The following is an 18,842-nucleotide window of genomic DNA, read 5'->3' on the forward strand; positions in this document are numbered from 1 at the left end:
TGTCGCGGCGATGATGCGCCGTGCCGTGCGGTCGTGATCAGCGGATGACGCTGCGGAGCTGTCGGGCCGCCACCGAGAGGGTGGCGAGGTCCCAGTGGCCGGACGCCTCGATCTCCTCGAGGGTCGCCCGCGCACGGGCCAGCCGTGAGGCGTTGTGCAGCTCCCATTCCGCGATCTTCTCCTGCGGGGTCTCCTCGGGTTCACCGACGGCGAGCACCTCGAGGGTGACCGCACGTACCACCGCGAACAGGTCGTCGCGCAGCGCCAGCCGCGCGAGTGACTGCCACCGGTCGGCGCTGTCGAGCGCGGAGACCGCACTGAGCAGTTGCTCCACGTGGAGGTACTCCAGCAGCGTCCCGTAGAGCGCGCCCACCTCGTCGACGTCGCGGTCGGCGATCTCGGCGGCGTCGACGATGTCGAGCAGGCAGAAGCGGTGCAGGCTCGCGGCCACGTCGTGCGCGATGTCGGCGGGGACACCGGCCTGCGTCCAACCCAGGGCTCGTTCGGCGATGTCGGCGCGTGTGGTCTCGCCGAGCCAGTCGGGCAGCCGGGTGTCGAGGTCGGCGACACGGCCGGAGTACCGGGCGATCTCCGCGGCGATGGCCAGCGGTTGCGGCCGGGTGGCGACCAACCATCGCGAGGCGCGGAACAGCAGGCGGCGCACATAGACGAGCATCTCGTCGATGGCAGCGATCTCGCCCTCGGAGGCCACGATGCGTTCCCGCAACCGTGACAGCCCGAAGGTCTCCGAGACCACGACGAACGCGCGGGCGACATCGGTCGGCGAGGCGCCGGCGCTCTCCCCCAGCGCGAACACGTGCTCGACGCCTGCGGTGTCGACGAGATCGTTGACCAGCGTCGTGGTCACGATCTGCCGCCGCAGCGGGTGCGCGGCGATGCCTGCGCCGTACGGGCCGCGCAGCGGCTCCGGGAAGTAGTCGACGAGCCGGCCGTCGAACACGTCGTTGTCGGGGAGGTCACCGGCGAGCAGATCGTCTTTGAGAGCGAGTTTCACGTGCGCCATGAGCGTGGCCAGCTCGGGTGACGTCAGCCCTGTCCGTCGTCCCTCACGGGCGACGAGGTCCTCGGGATGCGGCAGCGCCTCGAGGGCGAGATCGACACCGTGGTCGGCGGCGAGATGTCCCAGCAGACGGGCGTGCACGTCGCGTGTCTGATCCGCCCACGCACGCGCGGTGCCCAGTTCGGAGTTCTGGGAGATGTTGTCCCACAGCACGAGCCGGCCGACCTCGTCGGTCATCGACTCCAGGAGGCGATTGCGCTCGTCGGGCGCGAGTGCGCCCGACGCCACCTGGGAATCGAGCAGGATCTTGATGTTCACCTCGTGATCGGAGCAGTCCACCCCGGCCGAGTTGTCCATCGCGTCGGTGTTGATCCGACCGCCGGCCATGTCGAACTCGATGCGGCCGTGCTCGGTGACACCGAGGTTGCCGCCCTCTCCGATCACCCTCGCCCGCACCGACTTCCCGTCGACGCGGATCGCGTCGTTGGCCTTGTCGCCCACGTCGGCGTTGCTCTCGGCCGAGGACTTCACGTAGGTGCCGATGCCGCCGTTCCACAACAGGTCGACCGGCGCCAGCAGGATCGCGCGCATCAGTTCCGGCGGCGAGAGGTGCTCGACACCCGCGTCGAGGCCGAGCGCGGCACGCGTCGACGGATCGGTGGGGATCGTCTTGGACTCCCGCGACCAGACGCCACCGCCGGCGGAGATGAGCGAGGTGTCGTAGTCGGCCCAGGACGACCGCGGGAGGTCGAAGAGTCGTCGCCGTTCCGCGAACGACGTTGTCGCGTCGGGGTCCGGGTCGATGAAGATGTGCCGGTGGTCGAACGCGGCGACGAGGCGGATGTGTTCCGACAGCAACATGCCGTTGCCGAACACGTCACCGCTCATGTCACCGACACCGACGACGGTGAAGTCGTCGCGCGCAACATCGGTGCCGATCTCGCGGAAGTGACGCTTCACCGACTCCCAGGCACCGCGCGCGGTGATCCCCATCGCCTTGTGGTCGTATCCCACCGATCCGCCGGACGCGAACGCGTCGCCGAGCCAGAAACCGTAATCGGCCGCGACAGAGTTGGCGATGTCGGAGAACGTCGCGGTCCCCTTGTCGGCGGCCACCACGAGGTAGGTGTCGTCGGAGTCACGTCGCACGACGCCCGGTGCGGGAACCACTGTGGCGGCGGCTGATCCGTCACCGACATCGAGGTTGTCGGTGAGGTCGAGCAATGCGGAGATGAACTCGCGATAGCTCGCGACCCCGGCCGCGCGGGCCGCGTCGCGATCGACGGCAGGATCGCCGGTGGGCGCGGGCGGCTGACGGACGACGAATCCACCCTTGGCGCCGACCGGCACGATGACCGCATTCTTCACGGCCTGGGCCTTCACGAGACCGAGGATCTCGGTGCGGAAGTCCTCCCGCCGGTCCGACCAGCGGAGTCCGCCGCGTGCGACAGACCCGAACCGGAGGTGGACGCCCTCGACCCGTGGTGAGTAGACGAAGATCTCGTGCAGCGGACGCGGCTGCGGGGTCTGCGGGATCTCCTGCGGCCGCAGCTTGAACGCCAGCGCCGCACCGGCGTCCGGCGAGTAGAAGTTGGTTCGCGAGGTCGCCTTCACCACCGACGAGAACGCGGAGATGATCCGGTCGGCGTCGAGGCTGATTACGTCGGCGGCCAGCTCGTCGAGCCGTGTGATCGCGTTTGCCCGCGCGTCGCTGTCGATGATCTCCGGATCGACCCGCTCGGGATCGAACGACGACTCGAAGAGTTCGACGAGCGTGGCGGTGATGGCCGGATGATCACCGAGCACCGCCGTCACATGCCGTGCGCCGGAAGAGAATCCACACTGCCGGAGGTATCGCGAGTATGCGCGCAGCATGACGACCTCACGCCACCCCAACCCGCATCGGATGACCAGCTCGTTGAACGGGTCGACATCGGCGACACCGGTCCACAGCTGACTGAACGCCGACGTGAACCGTTCGGTGAGATCGTCGGCGGAATCCGGCGCGACGTCGACGCCGACCGCGGGCACGATGGTGAACTCGTAGATCCAGCAACCGATCCCGTCCGGCCGGGTGACGGCGAACGGATGCTCGTCGAGGACCTCGACGCCGAGGCTCTGCAGCATCGGGAGGATGGCGGTCAACGAGGCAGAGCGGCCACAGAGGTAGAGCCCGAAAGTCCATCGGTCGTCGGATCCGCCGGTGTGGGCGCGCAATCGCACGTGGTGGTCACCGTCTGCGAGACCGGCCAACACCGTCACGTCCGACAGCGCCGCCTGCGGGTCGCGCTCGTTCTTGTAGGCCTGGGGAATCGCCGCGGCATAGGCACCCACGAGGTCGGCGTCGATGGCCCCGCCGGCGATGGCCCGCAGATCGTCGTCCCAACTGCGTGCGGCCGCGGTGATCTCGGCCTGGATATCGGCACGGCGCGGGTCTGCGGCGTCGGCCCCGGCGAGCATCGCGCATGTCGACGGATCCACCCGCATGATGACGTGCACGAACGCCAGCGGCGAATCACTGATGCGCGCGGTGTACTCGAGCGATCGGCCCCCGAGACGCTCCACGAGGAGTGTCTGCATCTGCTCTCGCAGCCGTGTCGTGTAGCGGTCGCGCGGCAGATAGATGCGTGCGGTGACGATCTCGGCATCGGCATCGACGCGCAGGTAGACGCGGACCTCCCGGCTGGCGATGGCGTCGAGGACGTCGATGAGGGTGCGCCCGAGTTCGGCCGGGTCCGAACCGAACAGTTCGGCTCGTGACTGGTTCTGCAGCAGCTCGAGCAGCGTCGCACCGGCGTAGGAGTCGCCGCCGACGCCCGCCTGCTCGAGGACCGCCCCTGCCACGTCACGCAGCACCGGGACCGCGAGCACATCGGTGTGCAGGGCCGCGGAGGTGAAGATGCCGATGACGAGGTGCACGCGTCGGTCGTCGCCGGGGTCCACGACGCGGACGGCGGTGGGGTACTCGGTACGGATGACACCTGTCGGCAGGTGGATCCGACCTATCGAGACCGCTGTGGCCGGCACGCGGCCGGGGTCCGGTGGCCGCGGCACCGACGACTGCGTGAACACCCCACGCGGGTCGGACCATTCGGCGTCGTCGACATTCGCCTGCAGTGATCCCAGGATGAGGAAGTGGTCGTCGGACAGCCACGTGAGGAGCTCGGCCTGCTGTACCGATCCGGCGTCGCGGAACGCGATGCCCAGTGCCCCAAGGGTCTCGCCGATCGCACGCGCATCGGCGTGGACGGCGACGATCCGGTCGAGCACCTCGGCCAACTGTTCGCGGACCGCGACCGGGTCGACGCCCGCGTGGGTCGCCGACACCTGCAACCCGATCCACGACTCGTGCACGACCGCGCCCCCGGCATCGGACGCACCGACGGGATCGACGGCGGTCAGAGTGCCGTCGGCGTCGCGCGCCACCGCGAGGATCGGGTGGTCGACCCGACGTACCGCGAGGCCCGCGCGTTCGACCGCGACGACCGCGGCCTCGACGAGCAACGGCTGGTCGTCGACGACGGCGTACACCGAGGCGATCGATCCCTCGGACTCGACGACGTCGACGAGCGTCTGCCCCGGTCGACGGACCTGCGCGAGCGCGAGGTGATCGGCGACATGGGCGAGGTCCGCCCCGTCGGTCACGGCATCGTCGGCGAGCGGCTCACCGGGTCGTGAGTGGTAGCCGCGTGCGATCGCGGCCGGGGTGATCGTCGACGATGCCGTGCTCATCGGGGCACCGCTCAGTCCCGGGTGAGCTTGCGGTGGGTGACCGAGTGCGGGCGGGCGGCGTCGGCGCCGAGGCGCTCGATCTTGTTGGCCTCGTACGCCTCGAAGTTGCCCTCGAACCAGAACCACTGGCCCTCGGAGACGTTGCCCTCCCACGCGAGGATGTGGGTGCAGGTCCGGTCGAGGAACCACCGGTCGTGCGAGATGACCACGGCACAGCCCGGGAACGAGTCGAGAGCGTTCTCCAGCGATCCGAGTGTCTCGACGTCGAGGTCGTTGGTGGGCTCGTCGAGCAGGATCAGGTTGCCGCCCTCTTTGAGCGTCAACGCGAGGTTCAGGCGGTTGCGCTCACCACCGGAGAGCACCTCGGCCTTCTTCTGCTGATCCGGTCCCTTGAACCCGAACGCGCTCACGTAGGCGCGCGAGGGCATCTCGTTCTGGCCGACCTCGATGAAGTCGAGCCCCTCGGAGACGACCTCCCAGACGTTCTTCTTCGGGTCGATGTTCGCGCGGTTCTGGTCGACATAGCTCAACTTGACCGTCTCACCGACCTTGACGTTGCCCGAGTCGGGGCTCTCGAGGCCGACGATGGTCTTGAACAGCGTCGTCTTGCCGACGCCGTTGGGACCGATGACACCGACGATGCCGTTGCGCGGCAACGTGAACGAGAGATCCTTGATGAGGACGCGGCCGTCGAAGCCCTTGTCGAGGTTCTTGACCTCGACCACCACGTCGCCCAGTCGCGGCGGCGTGGGGATCTGGATCTCCTCGAAATCGAGCTTGCGCATCTTGTCGGCCTCGGCCGCCATCTCCTCGTACCGGCCCAGGCGCGCCTTGTTCTTGGTCTGGCGGGCCTTGGAACCCGAACGGACCCAGGCGAGTTCCTCCTTGAGGCGACGCTGCAGCTTCTGATCCTTCTTGCCCTGCACCTCGAGGCGCTCGGCCTTCTTCTCCAGGTAGGTGGAGTAGTTGCCCTCGTAGGGGTGCAGCTTGCCGCGGTCGACCTCACAGATCCATCCCGCGACGTGGTCGAGGAAGTACCGGTCGTGGGTGACGGCGAGAACGGCGCCCGCGTAGCTCGCGAGGAACTGCTCGAGCCACAGCACGCTCTCGGCGTCGAGGTGGTTGGTGGGCTCGTCGAGCAGCAGCAGGTCGGGCTTGGACAGCAGCAGCTTGCACAGCGCGACGCGCCGCTTCTCACCACCGGACAGGTGGGTGACGGGCTCGTCGGCGGGCGGGCAGCGCAGCGCGTCCATCGCCTGCTCGAGCTGGGAGTCGAGGTCCCAGGCGTCGGCGTGGTCGAGTGCCTCCTGCAGCTGACCCATCTCCTCCATGAGCTCGTCGGAGTAGTCGGTGGCCATGAGCTCGGCGATCTCGTTGTACCGGTCGAGATCCTCCTTGACCTTGCCCATGCCCTCCTCGACGTTCTGGCGGACGGTCTTCTCGTCGTTGAGGACGGGTTCCTGCATGAGGATGCCGACCGACGCGTTCGGGTCGAGGAACGCCTCACCGTTGGAGGGCTGATCGATGCCGGCCATGATCTTGAGGATCGACGACTTACCCGCGCCGTTGGGGCCCACGACGCCGATCTTCGCGCCGGGGTAGAACGACATGGTGACGTCGTCGAGAATCACCTTGTCGCCGTGTGCTTTACGTACCTTCTTCATCGTGTAGATGAACTCGGCCATGTTGCCACCTTCCACGCCGCGTCGATCTGTGCGGCTTCGTTTCTGCTCGGGGCACGTCGTGGCCGGGCGTCAGTCTCACACCACACTGCGCACACGTCGGCCCGACGCCTCCGATGCCCGTCGGAGTCGATCACAACCTTAGCGGTCGTGGCGGAGCGGTCTAGCTCCCCTCGGCCGACGTGGTCGACCGGCTCGCCGTCGCCTCGTCGTCGGCCGGACGATCGGAGCTCCGCTGTCCCGACAGTCCCGCCAACATCGCGTTGTACTGGGCGAGTTCGGAATCGTTGTCGCGGTCCTCGCGACGGTCGAAGCGCTTGGCCATGCGCTGGTCCTGGCGTGTCCACTGGATGAACAGGGCCAACAGCACGATGACCAGGGGAACCTCTCCGGCCGCCCACGCGATACCGCCGCCGACGCGCTGGTCGGAGAGCAGATCGGTGTTCCAGGGCAGACGCAGTGCGCTGTAGTAGCCGCGGGCGATCACCGAGTCCTGCGACATCAGGATCACCCCGAAGAACGCGTGGAACGGTAGTGCCGCGAACACCATCGCCACCTTGATCAGCGGTTGGACCTGCCGCGGGGACGGGTCGATGCCGATCACCACCCAGTAGAAGAGGTAGCCACTCACCAGGAAGTGGATGTTCATGACGATGTGGGCCGCGTGATATGTCGCGACCATGTCGAACAGACCGCCCAGGTAGAGCACGTAGAAGCTGCCGACGAACAGCACGAATGCGACCACCGGGTGGGTGAGGAAACGCGACACCGGGCTGTGGAGGCCGGTGAGCAGCCATTCCCGGGGCCCGGGCGGAGCTCCGCGACCGGCCGGGGTCAGGGCCCGCAGCGCGAGGGTGATCGGTCCGCCGAGCACCAGCAACACGGGGATCAGCATCGACATCAGCATGTGCGCGATCATGTGGATGCTGAACATGCCCATCGAGTAGGCGCCCAGACCCGACGACGTCGTGAACAGCAGCAACACGGTCCCCATGACCCAGCTGATGGTGCGTCCGATCGGCCAGTCGTCACCGCGACGCCGGAGCCTGATCACCCCCCGCAGGTAGACCACGCACAGCGCGACGGCCGCCGTACCCAGGAGCAGGTCGACCCGCCACGTCGTGAGCAGCGACGACAGCGTCGGGGCGCCGGGCAGGTTGTAGCCCAGTTCGACCTGTTGGATCGACAGCTCCGAGGTGTTGCGCGCCGGCGGCGGGGTACGGGCCAGCCCGACGGCGAGTCCGAAGGTCACCGCGAACACCACGACCTCGGCGATGCCGAAGCGGACGAAGGCGCCGCGGTCGCCGGGATCGGCGTCGAGTGCGGCGATCGACCGTCTGCGGTGGAGTGCGCCGAACGCGCCGAGGACGATCAGCGCCACGGCCTTGAGCAGGACGACGCGGCCGTAGGTGGTGGTGAACAGCTCGTCGAGGTGGACCCGGATGAGGGCATTGATCACGCCGCTCGCGCCGACGACGACGATGCACCACAACGCCACCCGCGAGAACCGACGGACGGCGAGCGCGGTGTGGGCGCCGAGACCGCGGGCGTACACCAGCACGGCGAAGAGACCGCCGAGCCAGACCGTGGCCCCGACGATGTGCAGGATCAGGCTGTTCGTGGCGTAGTCGTGGTCGCCGCCGGCCGAGGAGTGGCCACTGATGGCGAGCGGCATCAGGCTCAGCACACCCATCCCGAGCGCGACGAGGGTCCACCACCAGCGCAGGGCGACCCGGGCCGCGACCGCGGTGATGAGGGCGAAGATCGCCGTCCACAACCACGACCGCGCGTCGGCGACCTGGTCGAGGGCGTTCATCAGGTTCTGGGGCTCCAGCGACGTGGCCAGGGGTTGGCCCGAGACGTTGGACAGCGACAGCGGGATCATCAGCAGTGACGTCACCGCCCACGTCATCGCACCCGCCACGGCCCATCGGATCGCGCGGTAGCCGCCGACGTCGAGGACGCCGTCGGACTGCGGCGGCACGAAGAACGCCGCGAAGAGCGCTGAGCCGATGGCGATCGCGATGGCGATCTCACCGGTTCCCTGCACCACGGGCATGCCGTACGTGGTGAGCCATCCGGGATCGGGGATGCCGGCGAGGGCGACGGCCTCGGCGGCGGACACGGCGGTCACGATGACCGCGACGATCACGGCCACCCATGCGACCACCCACGCCAGGGCACCGGCGCCGCTGCGACGCAGATCGAGGGAGTCAGGAGTGGTCACGCTCATGGCGCCGAGTCTATCCGCGCGCCGATCGCCGTCTGCCCGGTCGATCCCGGCTCCGGCAGCGCGGCCCCGATACACTTGCCGCGCGCCTCCGTAGCTCAGGTGGATAGAGCAAGAGCCTTCTAATCTCTAGGTCGCAGGTTCGAGTCCTGCCGGGGGCACATCAGGAACGTTTGATCGTGAGCCCCGTCATCGCCGAGATGGACCCGATCACGTCGATCACCGCGCCACCCGGTCGCTTCGGTGCACCAGCCTTGTCCTTCACGCCCGACATCCCACTCGTCGTGAGACCTGTACAGCGGATCTCCTGATCGGGCCCCACGCGCAGCTTCACCGTCATGGCCGAGACCTGCAACTGCAGCGTCACCGTGACCGTCGCGATCACCGCGTTGGTGAAATCGAGGTCGACCGTCCCCATCGTCCCGGTGACCAGGATGTTCGACGGCGCATCCCAGGTCCCTTTGCGGCGCACCGTCTCCCAGTTGGCGTCGAACACCACCGGTCGAGTCGGCGCCACCGGCACCCCGGTCGCCACGGCGGCGGGGGTGTCGGGGAACAGCGACGCCGCCACCGGGAGGTTCTCCAGGACCGAGCGGAGGTCGCCGCGCGTCTTCGACTCGTAGACGCGGCCCGACCTCTCCTCGAACTCGGCGATGTCGATGTAGCCGGTGGCGAAGGCGTCGTTGAGGTGCGTGATGGCGCGCTCGCGCTCGGGGTTGCCGACGCGTATCGCGTCGTCGGGCTGTCCGACCATGGGCGCCAGGCTAGTGGAAACCGACATCCCCGGCGTCCGCCGAAAGGTCGTCATTCCCCGACGCGACCGTCGATCGCCTCGCGGACGAGGTCGGCGTGGCCGTTGTGACGTGCGTACTCCTCGATCAGGTGGACCACCACCCAGCGCAGCGAGAAGCGGGCACCGTCACCGCGCGCGATCGACGTGAGCCCGTCCATGCCGACAGCGTCGAGGGCCGCGTCGATCGCGGCATCGGAGTCGCCGACGGAATCCCGCCACAGCGACCACAACCGGTCAGGGGTGTCGCGCGCGGCCGAGGTCCAGTCCCAGTCGGGATCGGCCGCCCAGTCCACCGACGCCCACGGCTGCGGCATCGCTCGGCCGGCGAGTCGATGTGTCACCCATTGGGTCTCGACGAAGGCGAGATGTTTGAGCATCCCGCCGAGGGTCATCGACGAGGCCGCGACCGTGGTGGCCAATTCGGCGGCGTCGAGTCCCTCGCACTTCCAGGAGAACGTCGCCCGCTGGTAGGCGAGGAACCCCCGCAGCGTCGACACCTCGTCGGCGGCGAACTGCGGTTCGACCCGGTGGGACCCATCTGCGTCGGTCATGAGGGCAGCTTAGGGCCGGTGTGCGAACGTCAGTTATGCACTTTGTTGCACAGTGTGTAGATGCGTATTACTGTGCGGTCATGGCACTGGAGCACGCGATCCTCGTGTCGCTCGCGGAGCGACCCGGTACGGGATACGAGATCGGGCGTCAGTTCGAGCGCTCCATCGGCTACTTCTGGTCGGCAACCCACCAGCAGATCTATCGGACGCTCAAGAAGCTGCACGACGACGGGCTCGTCGAGTTCGAGGCGGTCGCCCAGGATTCCCGCCCGGACAAGAAGGTCTACACGCTCTCGCAGGCCGGTCGAGATGCCCTGCGCGACTGGGTGTCACACCCCGCGCCCATCCCCCGCCTGCGCGATGAACTCAGCGTGAAGTTGCGCGCGGCCGAACACGGCGACCTCGACGACCTCATGGCCGAGATCGCCCGGCACCGCGACACCCACGCCGAGAACCTCCGGCTCTACGAGTCGTTCGCCGAACGGGACGCCGCATCCGGCGGCGAGCGGCACGGGCGGCGACTCCATCAGCACCTCGTACTGCGCGGTGGGATCCGCACCGAACGCGGTTTCGTCGAATGGCTCGACGAGGTCCTCGACGCACTCACCGCCGAACGCGCTCACCACCAGAACACCCTCACAGCCACCCGGCGAGAAGTCAGCCCCGACGAAGTAGAGGTCGCACGATGAACGAGCACTTCCCGAACCTGTTCGAGCCGTTGGCGATCGGACCGATGACGTTGCGCAACCGCATCGTCATGGGTTCCATGCACACCGGCCTCGAGGAACGCGCCTGGGACACCAAGCGACTCGCCGCCTACTACGCCGAACGTGCGCGCGGTGGGGTCTCGCTCATCATCACCGGCGGGTTCGCGCCCACCCGCACCGGCCTGCTCCTCCCCTTCGGCGGGAAACTCACCAACCGTCTCGAGGCACGTCGCCATCGCCGCATCACCGGCGCCGTGCACGCCGAGGGCGGCAGGATCGCCATGCAGATCCTGCACGCCGGACGCTACGGTTACACCCCGTTCAAACTCAGTGTGGGATGGGAGAAGTCACCGGTTCACCCGTTCAAGCCGATCAAGATGACCGGCTTCATGATCCGGCACGTGATCCGCTCCTACGGTCGTTGCGCGGTGCTCGCGCGCAAGGGCGGGTACGACGCGGTGGAGATCATGGGCGGCGAGGGCTACCTGCTCAACACGTTCCTGTGCCCGCGCACCAACTCCCGTACCGACAAGTGGGGCGGCAGCACCGAGAACCGCCAGCGCATCGTGCTCGCGATCATCGACGAGATCCGGTCGCGTGTCGGGCCGGACTTCCCGATCATCATGCGGCAGTCCATCGCCGACCTCGTCGAGGGCGGACAGACCTGGGACGAGATCGCGAGCCTGGCACGGGCTCTCGAGGCCCACGGCGTGAGTGCGATCAACACCGACATCGGCTGGCACGAGGCGAAGGTCCCCACCATCGCCACCTCGGTGCCGCGGGCGGCGTTCGTGCGGTTCACCGAACGTCTGCGTGAGGAGGTGTCGATCCCGCTGATCGCCTCGAACCGCATCAACACCCCCGAGGTCGCCGAGGAGATCCTGCGGCGCGGAAGGGTCGACGCCATCTCCATGGCGCGCCCGATGCTCGCCGACCCCGAGTTCTCCAACAAGGCCCGCGACGGCCGCGCCGACGAGATCAACACCTGCATCGGGTGCAACCAGGCGTGCCTCGACCACGCCTTCGTCGGCAAGAAGGTCTCGTGTCTGCTCAACCCTCGCGCCGGTCGCGAGACACTCCTGACGTTGTCGCCGACCCGCCACACCAAGCGGGTCGCCGTCATCGGCGCCGGACCGGCCGGTCTGGCCGCGGCGGTGTCCGCGGCCGAGCGTGGCCATCGGGTCGACCTCTACGAGGCCGGAACCGCGATCGGCGGTCAGTTCGCCATCGCGGCGCGCATCCCCGGCAAGGAGGAGTTCGCCGAGACCATCCGCTACTACACCCGTCGGCTCGAGGTCCTCGGCGTCACCGTGCACCTGTCGACCAGGGCGACCGCCGACGATCTGATCGCCGAACGGTTCGACGAGGTGGTCGTCGCGACCGGCGTGGTGCCACGCATCCCCGACATCCCCGGCATCGATCACCCGTCGGTGGTCAGTTACGCCGACGCCGTCCTCGGTCACCGCGAGATCGGCACGACAGTCGCGGTGATCGGTGCCGGTGGCATCGGCTTCGACGTCACCGAGTTCCTCACCGTCACCGACTCCCCCACCCTCGACATCAAGGAGTGGGAGCAGGAGTGGGGCGTGACCGACGACCTCACCACACCGGGGTTCGTCACCACGCCGCGTCCGATCCCGCCGGTGCGGACGGTCTACATGGTGCAGCGCAAGACCGGCGGACAGGGCAAGGGACTCGGCCTCACGACGGGCTGGGTGCACCGTGCCTCGGTGAAGATGAAGGGCGTCGAGCAGATCTCCGGCGCACGCTACGACCGCATCGACGACGACGGTCTGCACATCAGCTTCCCCGACTCCGACACCCCCGCCAGGGTCCTCGCGGTCGACACAGTGGTGGTCTGCGCAGGCCAGGAGTCGGTCCGCGATCTCCTCGACCCCCTCACCGAGGCCGGTGTGGCCACACACGTGATCGGCGGTGCCGACGTGGCCGCCGAGCTCGACGCGAAACGGGCCATCCGTCAGGGCACCGAGCTGGCCGCCTCGCTCTAGGGCTGCACCGATACCATCTGCTCCCATGGCCCTTCCCACACCGTCCGCGTCCGCCCGTGCCGTCGTCACCGGAGCCTCGTCCGGCATCGGTGAGGCCCTCGCCTGGGAACTCGCCCGTCGCGGCCACTCGCTCATCCTGGTGGCTCGTCGTGGCGAGATCCTGGAGGAGACCGCCGAGGCCATGCGGGCCGAGCACGGGATCACCGTCGAGGTGCGGGCGGTCGACCTGTCCGACATCCGTTCGCTGGAGATCCTGTGCGCCGAGCTCGCCGACCGGGAGATCTCGATCCTGTGCAACAACGCGGGGATCGCGACGTTCGGGGCGATCATCGACCTCGACCACGATTACGAGCGTGCGCAGCTGCGGCTCAACGCCACCGCGGTCCACGAGCTGACGCTGGCCGTGCTGCCGCAGATGGTGGCGCGCGGCGCGGGCGGCATCCTGATGGTCGGTTCGGCGGCAGGCAACATGCCCATCCCGAACAACGCGACCTACGCCGCGTCGAAGGCGTTCGTGAACACCTTCAGCGAGTCGCTGCGCGGTGAGGTCGCCGCGAAGGGTGTGCACGTGACCTTGTTGGCCCCCGGCCCGGTGCGTACCGAGGAACCCTCCCCCGACGAGGCGAGCATCGTCGACAAGATGGTGCCCGGTTTCCTGTGGGACGACAGCGCCGGCGTCGCTCGCCTGAGCCTGGACGCGTTGGCGCGCAACAAGATGCGCGTCGTCCCCGGCGTCCTGTCGAAGGCGATGTCGGTGGCCGGTGGGTACACCCCGCGCAAGATCGTGGCCCCGATCGTCGGCGGCTTCTACAAGAAGCTCGGCGACTGACCCAGGACCGTCGTCAGCGGCGGCGCTTGCCGGCGCCGAACAACGATCGCGTGATCTCGCGGCCGAGAGCACTGCCCGCCGACCGCATGAAGCTCTTCACCGCGGGATTGCTGAACACCTCCGCGACCACCCCCGGCTCGTCCTTCGCGGGTTTCGGCGCAGGCGCCGGGGCCGACGGGGCCGGCGCGGCGGGTGTCTCCTGCGGCGTGGGCTCGGGGGCAACCACTTTCGCGGTCAGCAGTTCGTACGCCGACTCGCGGTCGATGGTCTGCCCGTACTTCTGATGCAGTGGGCTCGCGGTGGCCGCGGCGGTGATCGCGGGCTCTCCGATGGTGTCCATCAGTGAGCGCGGGGGCCGGATGACCGTCCAGGCCACCGGTGTGGGCGCACCACGCTCGGAGAGCACCGTGACGATCGCCTCGCCGATCCCGAGCGACGTCAACGCCTTCTCGAGGTCGTAGGCGCTCGACGTCGGATAGGTCCGCACCGTCTTCGACAGCGCCTTCTGATCGTCAGGGGTGAAGGCGCGCAACGCATGCTGGATGCGGGCGCCGAGCTGCGAGAGCACCTCGTTGGGGATGTCGGTCGGCAGCTGCGAGCAGAAGAACACACCCACGCCCTTCGAGCGGATGAGCTTCACCGTCTGCACGACCTGCTCGACGAAGGCCTTCGACGAGTCGCTGAACAACAGGTGCGCCTCGTCGAAGATGAACACCAGCTTGGGCTTGTCGATGTCGCCCGCCTCGGGCAGGAACTCGAACAGGTCGGCCAGGATCCACATCAGGAACGTGGAGAACAGCGCCGGGCGTGCGGCCTGCTTTCCCAGCTCGAACAGGGTGATGATGCCCCTGCCCTCGGGGTCGAGGCGCAGCAGGTCGCCGGGCTCGATCTCGGGTTCGCCGAAGAAGGTGTCGCCGCCGTCGGCCTCGAGGTTGGTCAGCGCGCGCAGGATCACCCCGGCCGTCGCCGACGAGACCCCACCGATGCCCTTGAGGTCGGCTTTGCCCTCGTCGCTGGTGAGGTGCGCGATGACCTCCCGCAGGTCCTTGAGATCGAGGAGCGCGAGGCCCTTGCCGTCGGCCCAGTGGAAGATCAAGCCCAGGGTCGATTCCTGGGTTGCGTTGAGGCCCAACACCTTGCTGAGCAGGATGGGCCCGAACGAGGTGATGGTCGCGCGGATCGGGACGCCGATGCCCTCGGTGCCGAGCGAGACGAATTCGCAGGGATGCGCCGCAGGGGCCCACGTGTCGCCGATCTCGCCTGCCCGCTTGGTGATCCGGTCGCCGGGTTGCCCGGGTGCCGACAGGCCCGACAGGTCGCCCTTCACGTCCGCCATCACGACCGGAACCCCTGCGGCCGAGAGCTGCTCGGCGATCACCTGGAGGCTCTTGGTCTTCCCGGTGCCGGTCGCGCCGGCGATGAGCCCGTGCCGGTTCATCATCGCGAGCGGGATGCGCACCTGCGCGGTCGGATCGATGACACCGTCGACGCTGACCGCACCGAGTTCGAGCGCCGCGCCCTCGAATCGGTAGCCCGCGGCGATCTCGGCGGCGGGTGATGGTGCGTCGGTCGCTTCGGTCACAGTGGGTTCCTCCCGCCCGGCGCACCCTCCGGCGGCGGCGCGCGTCCGCCCAACACCATAGCGCCGTCATCGGGGTTGGCTAAGGTTGTCGGGTGCAGGACAAACTCGTATGGATCGACTGTGAGATGACCGGTCTGCGGCTCGAGAGCGACAAGCTGATCGAGATCGCGGCGCTGGTGACCGACAGCGACCTCAACATCCTCGGCGACGGTGTCGACGTCGTGATCCACGCCGACGACGCCGACCTCGACGCCATGCCCGACGTCGTGAAGAAGATGCACGCCGCCTCCGGCCTCACCGACGAGGTCCGGGCGTCGACGGTGACGGTCCCCGAAGCCGAGAAGATGGTGCTCGACTACGTCCGCAAGCACGTCACCTCCTCGGGCGCGGCGCCTCTGGCCGGCAACTCGATCGCCACCGACCGCGGCTTCATCGCCCGCGACATGACCGCCCTGGACACCTACCTGCACTACCGGATGATCGACGTGAGCTCCATCAAGGAACTCGCCCGGCGTTGGTACCCGCGGATCTACTTCGGCCAGCCCGAGAAGGGCCTCGCGCACCGCGCCCTGGCCGACATCCGCGAATCGATCCGCGAGCTGAAGTACTACCGCCAGACCGCCTTCGTCCTCGCGCCCGGCCCCGACACCAGCGTCATCACCCAGATCGTGACCGATCTCGGCGACGCCTGAGACACGCACACGCAAACCGATTGGTCTTGCCCACACACGACCGGATAGAGTGGGCTCCTGGTTCCGGGTGACACCGAACCTACGGTGGATGTAGTTCAGTTGGTAGAGCACCAGGTTGTGATCCTGGCTGTCGCGGGTTCGAGTCCCGTCATCCACCCCGCACCGAAATGGGAGGGCCGAACCGGCCCTCCCATTTCTGCGTCACGACTCCCCGTGCTCCCGATCGGCTATCCGGCGGCGCCACTCCTCGAACGAATCCGATGCGTCCGCGTGTCGGTGGCGTCCGGTGGCGAGCGCCGGTGTCGGCGACGCCGCCGGGGAGGTCGGTGAGTCCGCCCGCGACACGTCGGGCGACGGTGGATCACCTGCGGGCGACCGCACCCACGGCGCCCACCAGTTGGCCCGACCCAGTCCGGCGACCAGCGCCGGTGCGAGCACGCCGCGCACGATCGTGGCGTCGATGATGATGCCGAGGGCCAACGCGGTGGCGAGGATCTTCACGTCGGTGGCCGGCACCCGGGACAGGGAGATGAAGGCCAGGAAGAGGATCAGCGCCGCCGACGTGACGAGTCGACCTGTCCGGGTGACACCGGTGATGGTCGCCGAATCGGTGTCGGCCCCCGCGTCGTACTCCTCGCGAATACGGCTGAGCAGGAACACCTCGTAGTCCATCGACAGGCCGAAGAGGAACGCGAACACCGCGATCGGGATCCACACCGTGATGGCACCCGAGGACTGCTGGTCGAACAACAACTCGGTCCCGAACCCGTCCTGCCAGATGAACACCGTGATCCCGTAGGCGGCCGCCAGGGACACGACGTTGAGCACCAACGCCTTGAGCGGGAGGATCACCGACCGCAGAGCCCGCGCGAGAAGAGCGAACGTCACCAGGACGATGAGACCGATGATCCACCAGGCGTTCCCGTACACGGCGGAGATGAAGTCGGCGTTCTGCGCCGCCGCTCCACCCACCGATGCGCCCGCCCGTTCCGCGACGGTCCGGATGCGCGCCGCCGCATCGGCACCCTCGGTGGTCGAGACGTCGTCGCGGGTCCACACGTCCACGATCCGGAGATCGCCGCGCGCCCACTGCGGCGGACTGATCGCCGCGGCGACCCCGGGTACCGACCGGACCTCGTCCACCACCCGATCCGGAGAGGTGGTGAGTACCTCGACGGGCTTGGTGATGCCCGCACCGAGACCGCTGTCGCGCACCGCGGTGATCGCCGCTGCGGCCGGCCCACCCCGAGACGCGAGGGAGTCGTTGGTCGGATCCGACAGGTTGAGCCCCGTCAGCGGGAGCGCCAACACCACCAGGACGGCCGCGGCCAGCACCGCCGAGAGCCACCGCCGCTTGACCACCGCAGTGCCCACGCGATGCCACAACCGACTGTCGGGGTCGGTGGTGCGTCGGTGCGGCCATTCCAGCCGTCGCCCGGCGACCAGGAGCAACGCGGGAAGCAGGGTCAGTGACGCAGCGACGCTGACCAACGGGATCAGCAGACCGGTGAACCCGATGGAGCGCAGGAACGGTACCGGGAGGGCGATGAGGGCGGCCAGGCTGACCGCGACGGTGAGCCCGGAGAACAGCACCGATCGTCCGGCCGTGACGATCGCGTGTCGAACGGCGGCGACGTCGTCGAGACCGTCACCCCGGGCCTCCCGCCATCGGGTGACGATCAACAGCGCGTAGTCGATCGCGACGCCGAGACCGATCAGCGCAAGAAGGTACTGGACGATGAACGAGACATCGGTGATCGCGGTGAGGCCCCACAGCATGAGAAATGTCGTGAGGATCGACGCGGCCGCCACGGCGATCGGCATCAGGGCGAGGAACGATCCGAAGACCAGGGCCAACACCACCAGCGCGCCGACGCCACCGAAGATGGTCTCGGCGAGGATGTCGACTCCCCCACCCCCACCGCCGGCCACCAATGCGTCGACGCCGGTCACAGCAACCGGGACCCCCAGTCGCCCCGAGGTCTCGGCCGCGACCTTCTCCAGCGCCGGCAGCGCGGCACCGTAGGGCTCCGCGCCACCGGTCTGCCGGGGGTAGACCATCACCACCCCGGCCGATCCGCGAGCCGACCGCAGTGCGGGTTGGTCGGCGAAGCCGGCGATCCGCGCTCCCGGCACCGCCGCGCTGGCGGCGTCCGCGACGCGCTGGCCCTCGTCGTCGGTCGCGGGCCGATCCCGGTCCCCGACCACCAGCAGCACCGGCGCGGCCGAACCGCCGGACCCGAACTGTTTCACGATGTCGACATTGGTCTCGTACCCCGACTGACCGGGCAGGCTGAATTCGTAACTCAGGGCCGAGACCGCTTGCGAGGCACCGAACCCGCCGAGCGCGGCGAGCAGGACCCAGGCCGCGATGACCCAGCGTCGGCGCTCGACGACGTTACGCGCGAGAGTGTCCATCAGAACTCCGTCCGAGGTGGCGACAGGACCTTCAGCGGCGTCACCATTCGCGGGACGCGTCGATCAACTTGTGCAGCAACGAGTTCAGTTGCTCCGCCTCCCCGGCGGTGAGTCCGAGCCGCCGGGGGCGGTTGAACTCCGCGACCGCGTCTCCGGCCCGTTCGACGAGGCGTCGGCCCGTGTCGGTGAGATGCAGAGGGACCGCACGGCCACGTCGATTGTCCGCGTCTCGTCGCAGCAGGTCACGCTCGACGAGACCGGAGAGGAGTTCGGCCATGCTCTGTTGGCGGACCAGTATTCGTCTCGCGAGCTCGGCCTGACTGATGCCGGGCGTCGCCTCGAGCTGGAGCAGCACACCGAACTGCACCGGCGAGAGCTGTTCTGCGGCAAAGATCTCCGAGAACCGGCGCGCAACCGGGTGGTAGGCCTGCACCAGCGTCCACGCGGGCAGGGCAGCGATGTCTTCGTTGCTCCACTTCGGCGCGGGCCGGGACACGTGTCCGACGATAACAGGCACCTGTCATCGATGGGAAGGGGTCACACGACACGGGGCGGCCGACCGCGTGGGTCGAGCCGCCCCGATGCATCACCGGCCG

The 18,842-nt window shown here is 68.4% G+C and carries 12 protein-coding genes and 2 tRNA genes; 6 read left to right on the plus strand and 8 right to left on the minus strand.

All coding sequences use genetic code 11. The features are described from left to right. Positions 1–37: 37 nt before the first annotated feature. The 3 genes from ASG12_RS11245 to ASG12_RS11255 form a co-directional block, all read right to left on the minus strand. Positions 38–4,753 carry an NAD-glutamate dehydrogenase gene (locus ASG12_RS11245; protein ID WP_082501867.1) on the minus strand — a complete coding sequence of 1,572 codons (4,716 nt, stop codon included), beginning with the start codon at positions 4,751–4,753 and terminating at the stop codon, positions 38–40. A gap of 11 nt (positions 4,754–4,764) precedes the next feature. Continuing rightward, positions 4,765–6,438 (minus strand): energy-dependent translational throttle protein EttA, encoded by a 1,674-nt coding sequence (gene ettA, locus ASG12_RS11250; RefSeq protein ID WP_055789204.1) that lies wholly within the window; start codon positions 6,436–6,438, stop codon positions 4,765–4,767. 160 nt (positions 6,439–6,598) lie between these two features. Next, positions 6,599–8,668 carry a cytochrome c oxidase assembly protein gene (locus ASG12_RS11255; RefSeq protein ID WP_082501868.1) on the minus strand — a complete coding sequence of 690 codons (2,070 nt, stop codon included), beginning with the start codon at positions 8,666–8,668 and terminating at the stop codon, positions 6,599–6,601. Between the two features lie 84 nt (positions 8,669–8,752). Here ASG12_RS11255 and ASG12_RS11260 point away from each other — a divergent pair. Then, positions 8,753–8,826 (plus strand) — tRNA-Arg (locus ASG12_RS11260). A gap of 2 nt (positions 8,827–8,828) precedes the next feature. Here the strand turns inward: ASG12_RS11260 and ASG12_RS11265 are convergent. Together ASG12_RS11265 and ASG12_RS11270 are read right to left on the minus strand one after the other, a co-directional pair. Further along, positions 8,829–9,419 carry a DUF1707 SHOCT-like domain-containing protein gene (locus ASG12_RS11265; RefSeq protein WP_055789207.1) on the minus strand — a complete coding sequence of 197 codons (591 nt, stop codon included), beginning with the start codon at positions 9,417–9,419 and terminating at the stop codon, positions 8,829–8,831. Positions 9,420–9,469: 50 nt separating this feature from the next. Continuing rightward, entirely contained in the window at positions 9,470–10,009 is a 540-nt protein-coding gene (locus tag ASG12_RS11270) for a DinB family protein (protein WP_055789210.1), read from the minus strand. A gap of 80 nt (positions 10,010–10,089) precedes the next feature. On the opposite strand from ASG12_RS11270, the gene ASG12_RS11275 reads away from it, so the two are divergent. Genes ASG12_RS11275 through cmrA form a run of 3 tightly spaced genes read left to right on the plus strand, consistent with a single transcriptional unit; the run spans position 10,090 to position 13,554 of the window. Beyond that, positions 10,090–10,698: a PadR family transcriptional regulator gene (locus ASG12_RS11275; protein ID WP_055789217.1), complete on the plus strand. Its 609-nt coding sequence runs from the start codon at positions 10,090–10,092 to the stop codon at positions 10,696–10,698. Beyond that, a complete protein-coding gene (locus ASG12_RS11280; RefSeq protein ID WP_055789219.1) occupies positions 10,695–12,725 on the plus strand; it encodes an NADPH-dependent 2,4-dienoyl-CoA reductase in 2,031 nt (676 codons plus the stop codon). The genes ASG12_RS11275 and ASG12_RS11280 overlap by 4 nt, the downstream gene beginning before the upstream one ends. A 25-nt stretch (positions 12,726–12,750) precedes the next feature. Continuing rightward, positions 12,751–13,554 (plus strand): mycolate reductase, encoded by an 804-nt coding sequence (gene cmrA / locus ASG12_RS11285; RefSeq protein WP_055789222.1) that lies wholly within the window; start codon positions 12,751–12,753, stop codon positions 13,552–13,554. Between the two features lie 13 nt (positions 13,555–13,567). Here the strand turns inward: cmrA and ASG12_RS11290 are convergent, their stop codons facing one another. Continuing rightward, positions 13,568–15,136: a helicase HerA-like domain-containing protein gene (locus tag ASG12_RS11290; protein WP_055789225.1), complete on the minus strand. Its 1,569-nt coding sequence runs from the start codon at positions 15,134–15,136 to the stop codon at positions 13,568–13,570. 92 nt (positions 15,137–15,228) lie between these two features. On the opposite strand from ASG12_RS11290, the gene orn reads away from it, so the two are divergent. Next, positions 15,229–15,828, plus strand: coding sequence for an oligoribonuclease (orn, locus tag ASG12_RS11295; protein WP_055789226.1), 600 nt, complete (start codon positions 15,229–15,231; stop codon positions 15,826–15,828). 84 nt (positions 15,829–15,912) lie between these two features. After that, positions 15,913–15,985: transfer RNA gene (locus ASG12_RS11300), tRNA-His, on the plus strand. Between the two features lie 44 nt (positions 15,986–16,029). On the opposite strand, the gene ASG12_RS11305 is transcribed toward ASG12_RS11300, so the two are convergent. Next, the gene (locus tag ASG12_RS11305; protein ID WP_082501869.1) at positions 16,030–18,246 is read right to left on the minus strand and encodes an MMPL family transporter; all 2,217 of its coding nucleotides are present in this window, start codon (positions 18,244–18,246) and stop codon (positions 16,030–16,032) included. A gap of 40 nt (positions 18,247–18,286) precedes the next feature. Beyond that, positions 18,287–18,742: a MarR family winged helix-turn-helix transcriptional regulator gene (locus ASG12_RS11310; RefSeq protein WP_055789229.1), complete on the minus strand. Its 456-nt coding sequence runs from the start codon at positions 18,740–18,742 to the stop codon at positions 18,287–18,289. Positions 18,743–18,842 lie beyond the last annotated feature (100 nt).

The sequence above is a fragment of the Williamsia sp. Leaf354 genome (genome assembly GCF_001424365.1).
Taxonomy (GTDB): domain Bacteria; phylum Actinomycetota; class Actinomycetes; order Mycobacteriales; family Mycobacteriaceae; genus Williamsia_A.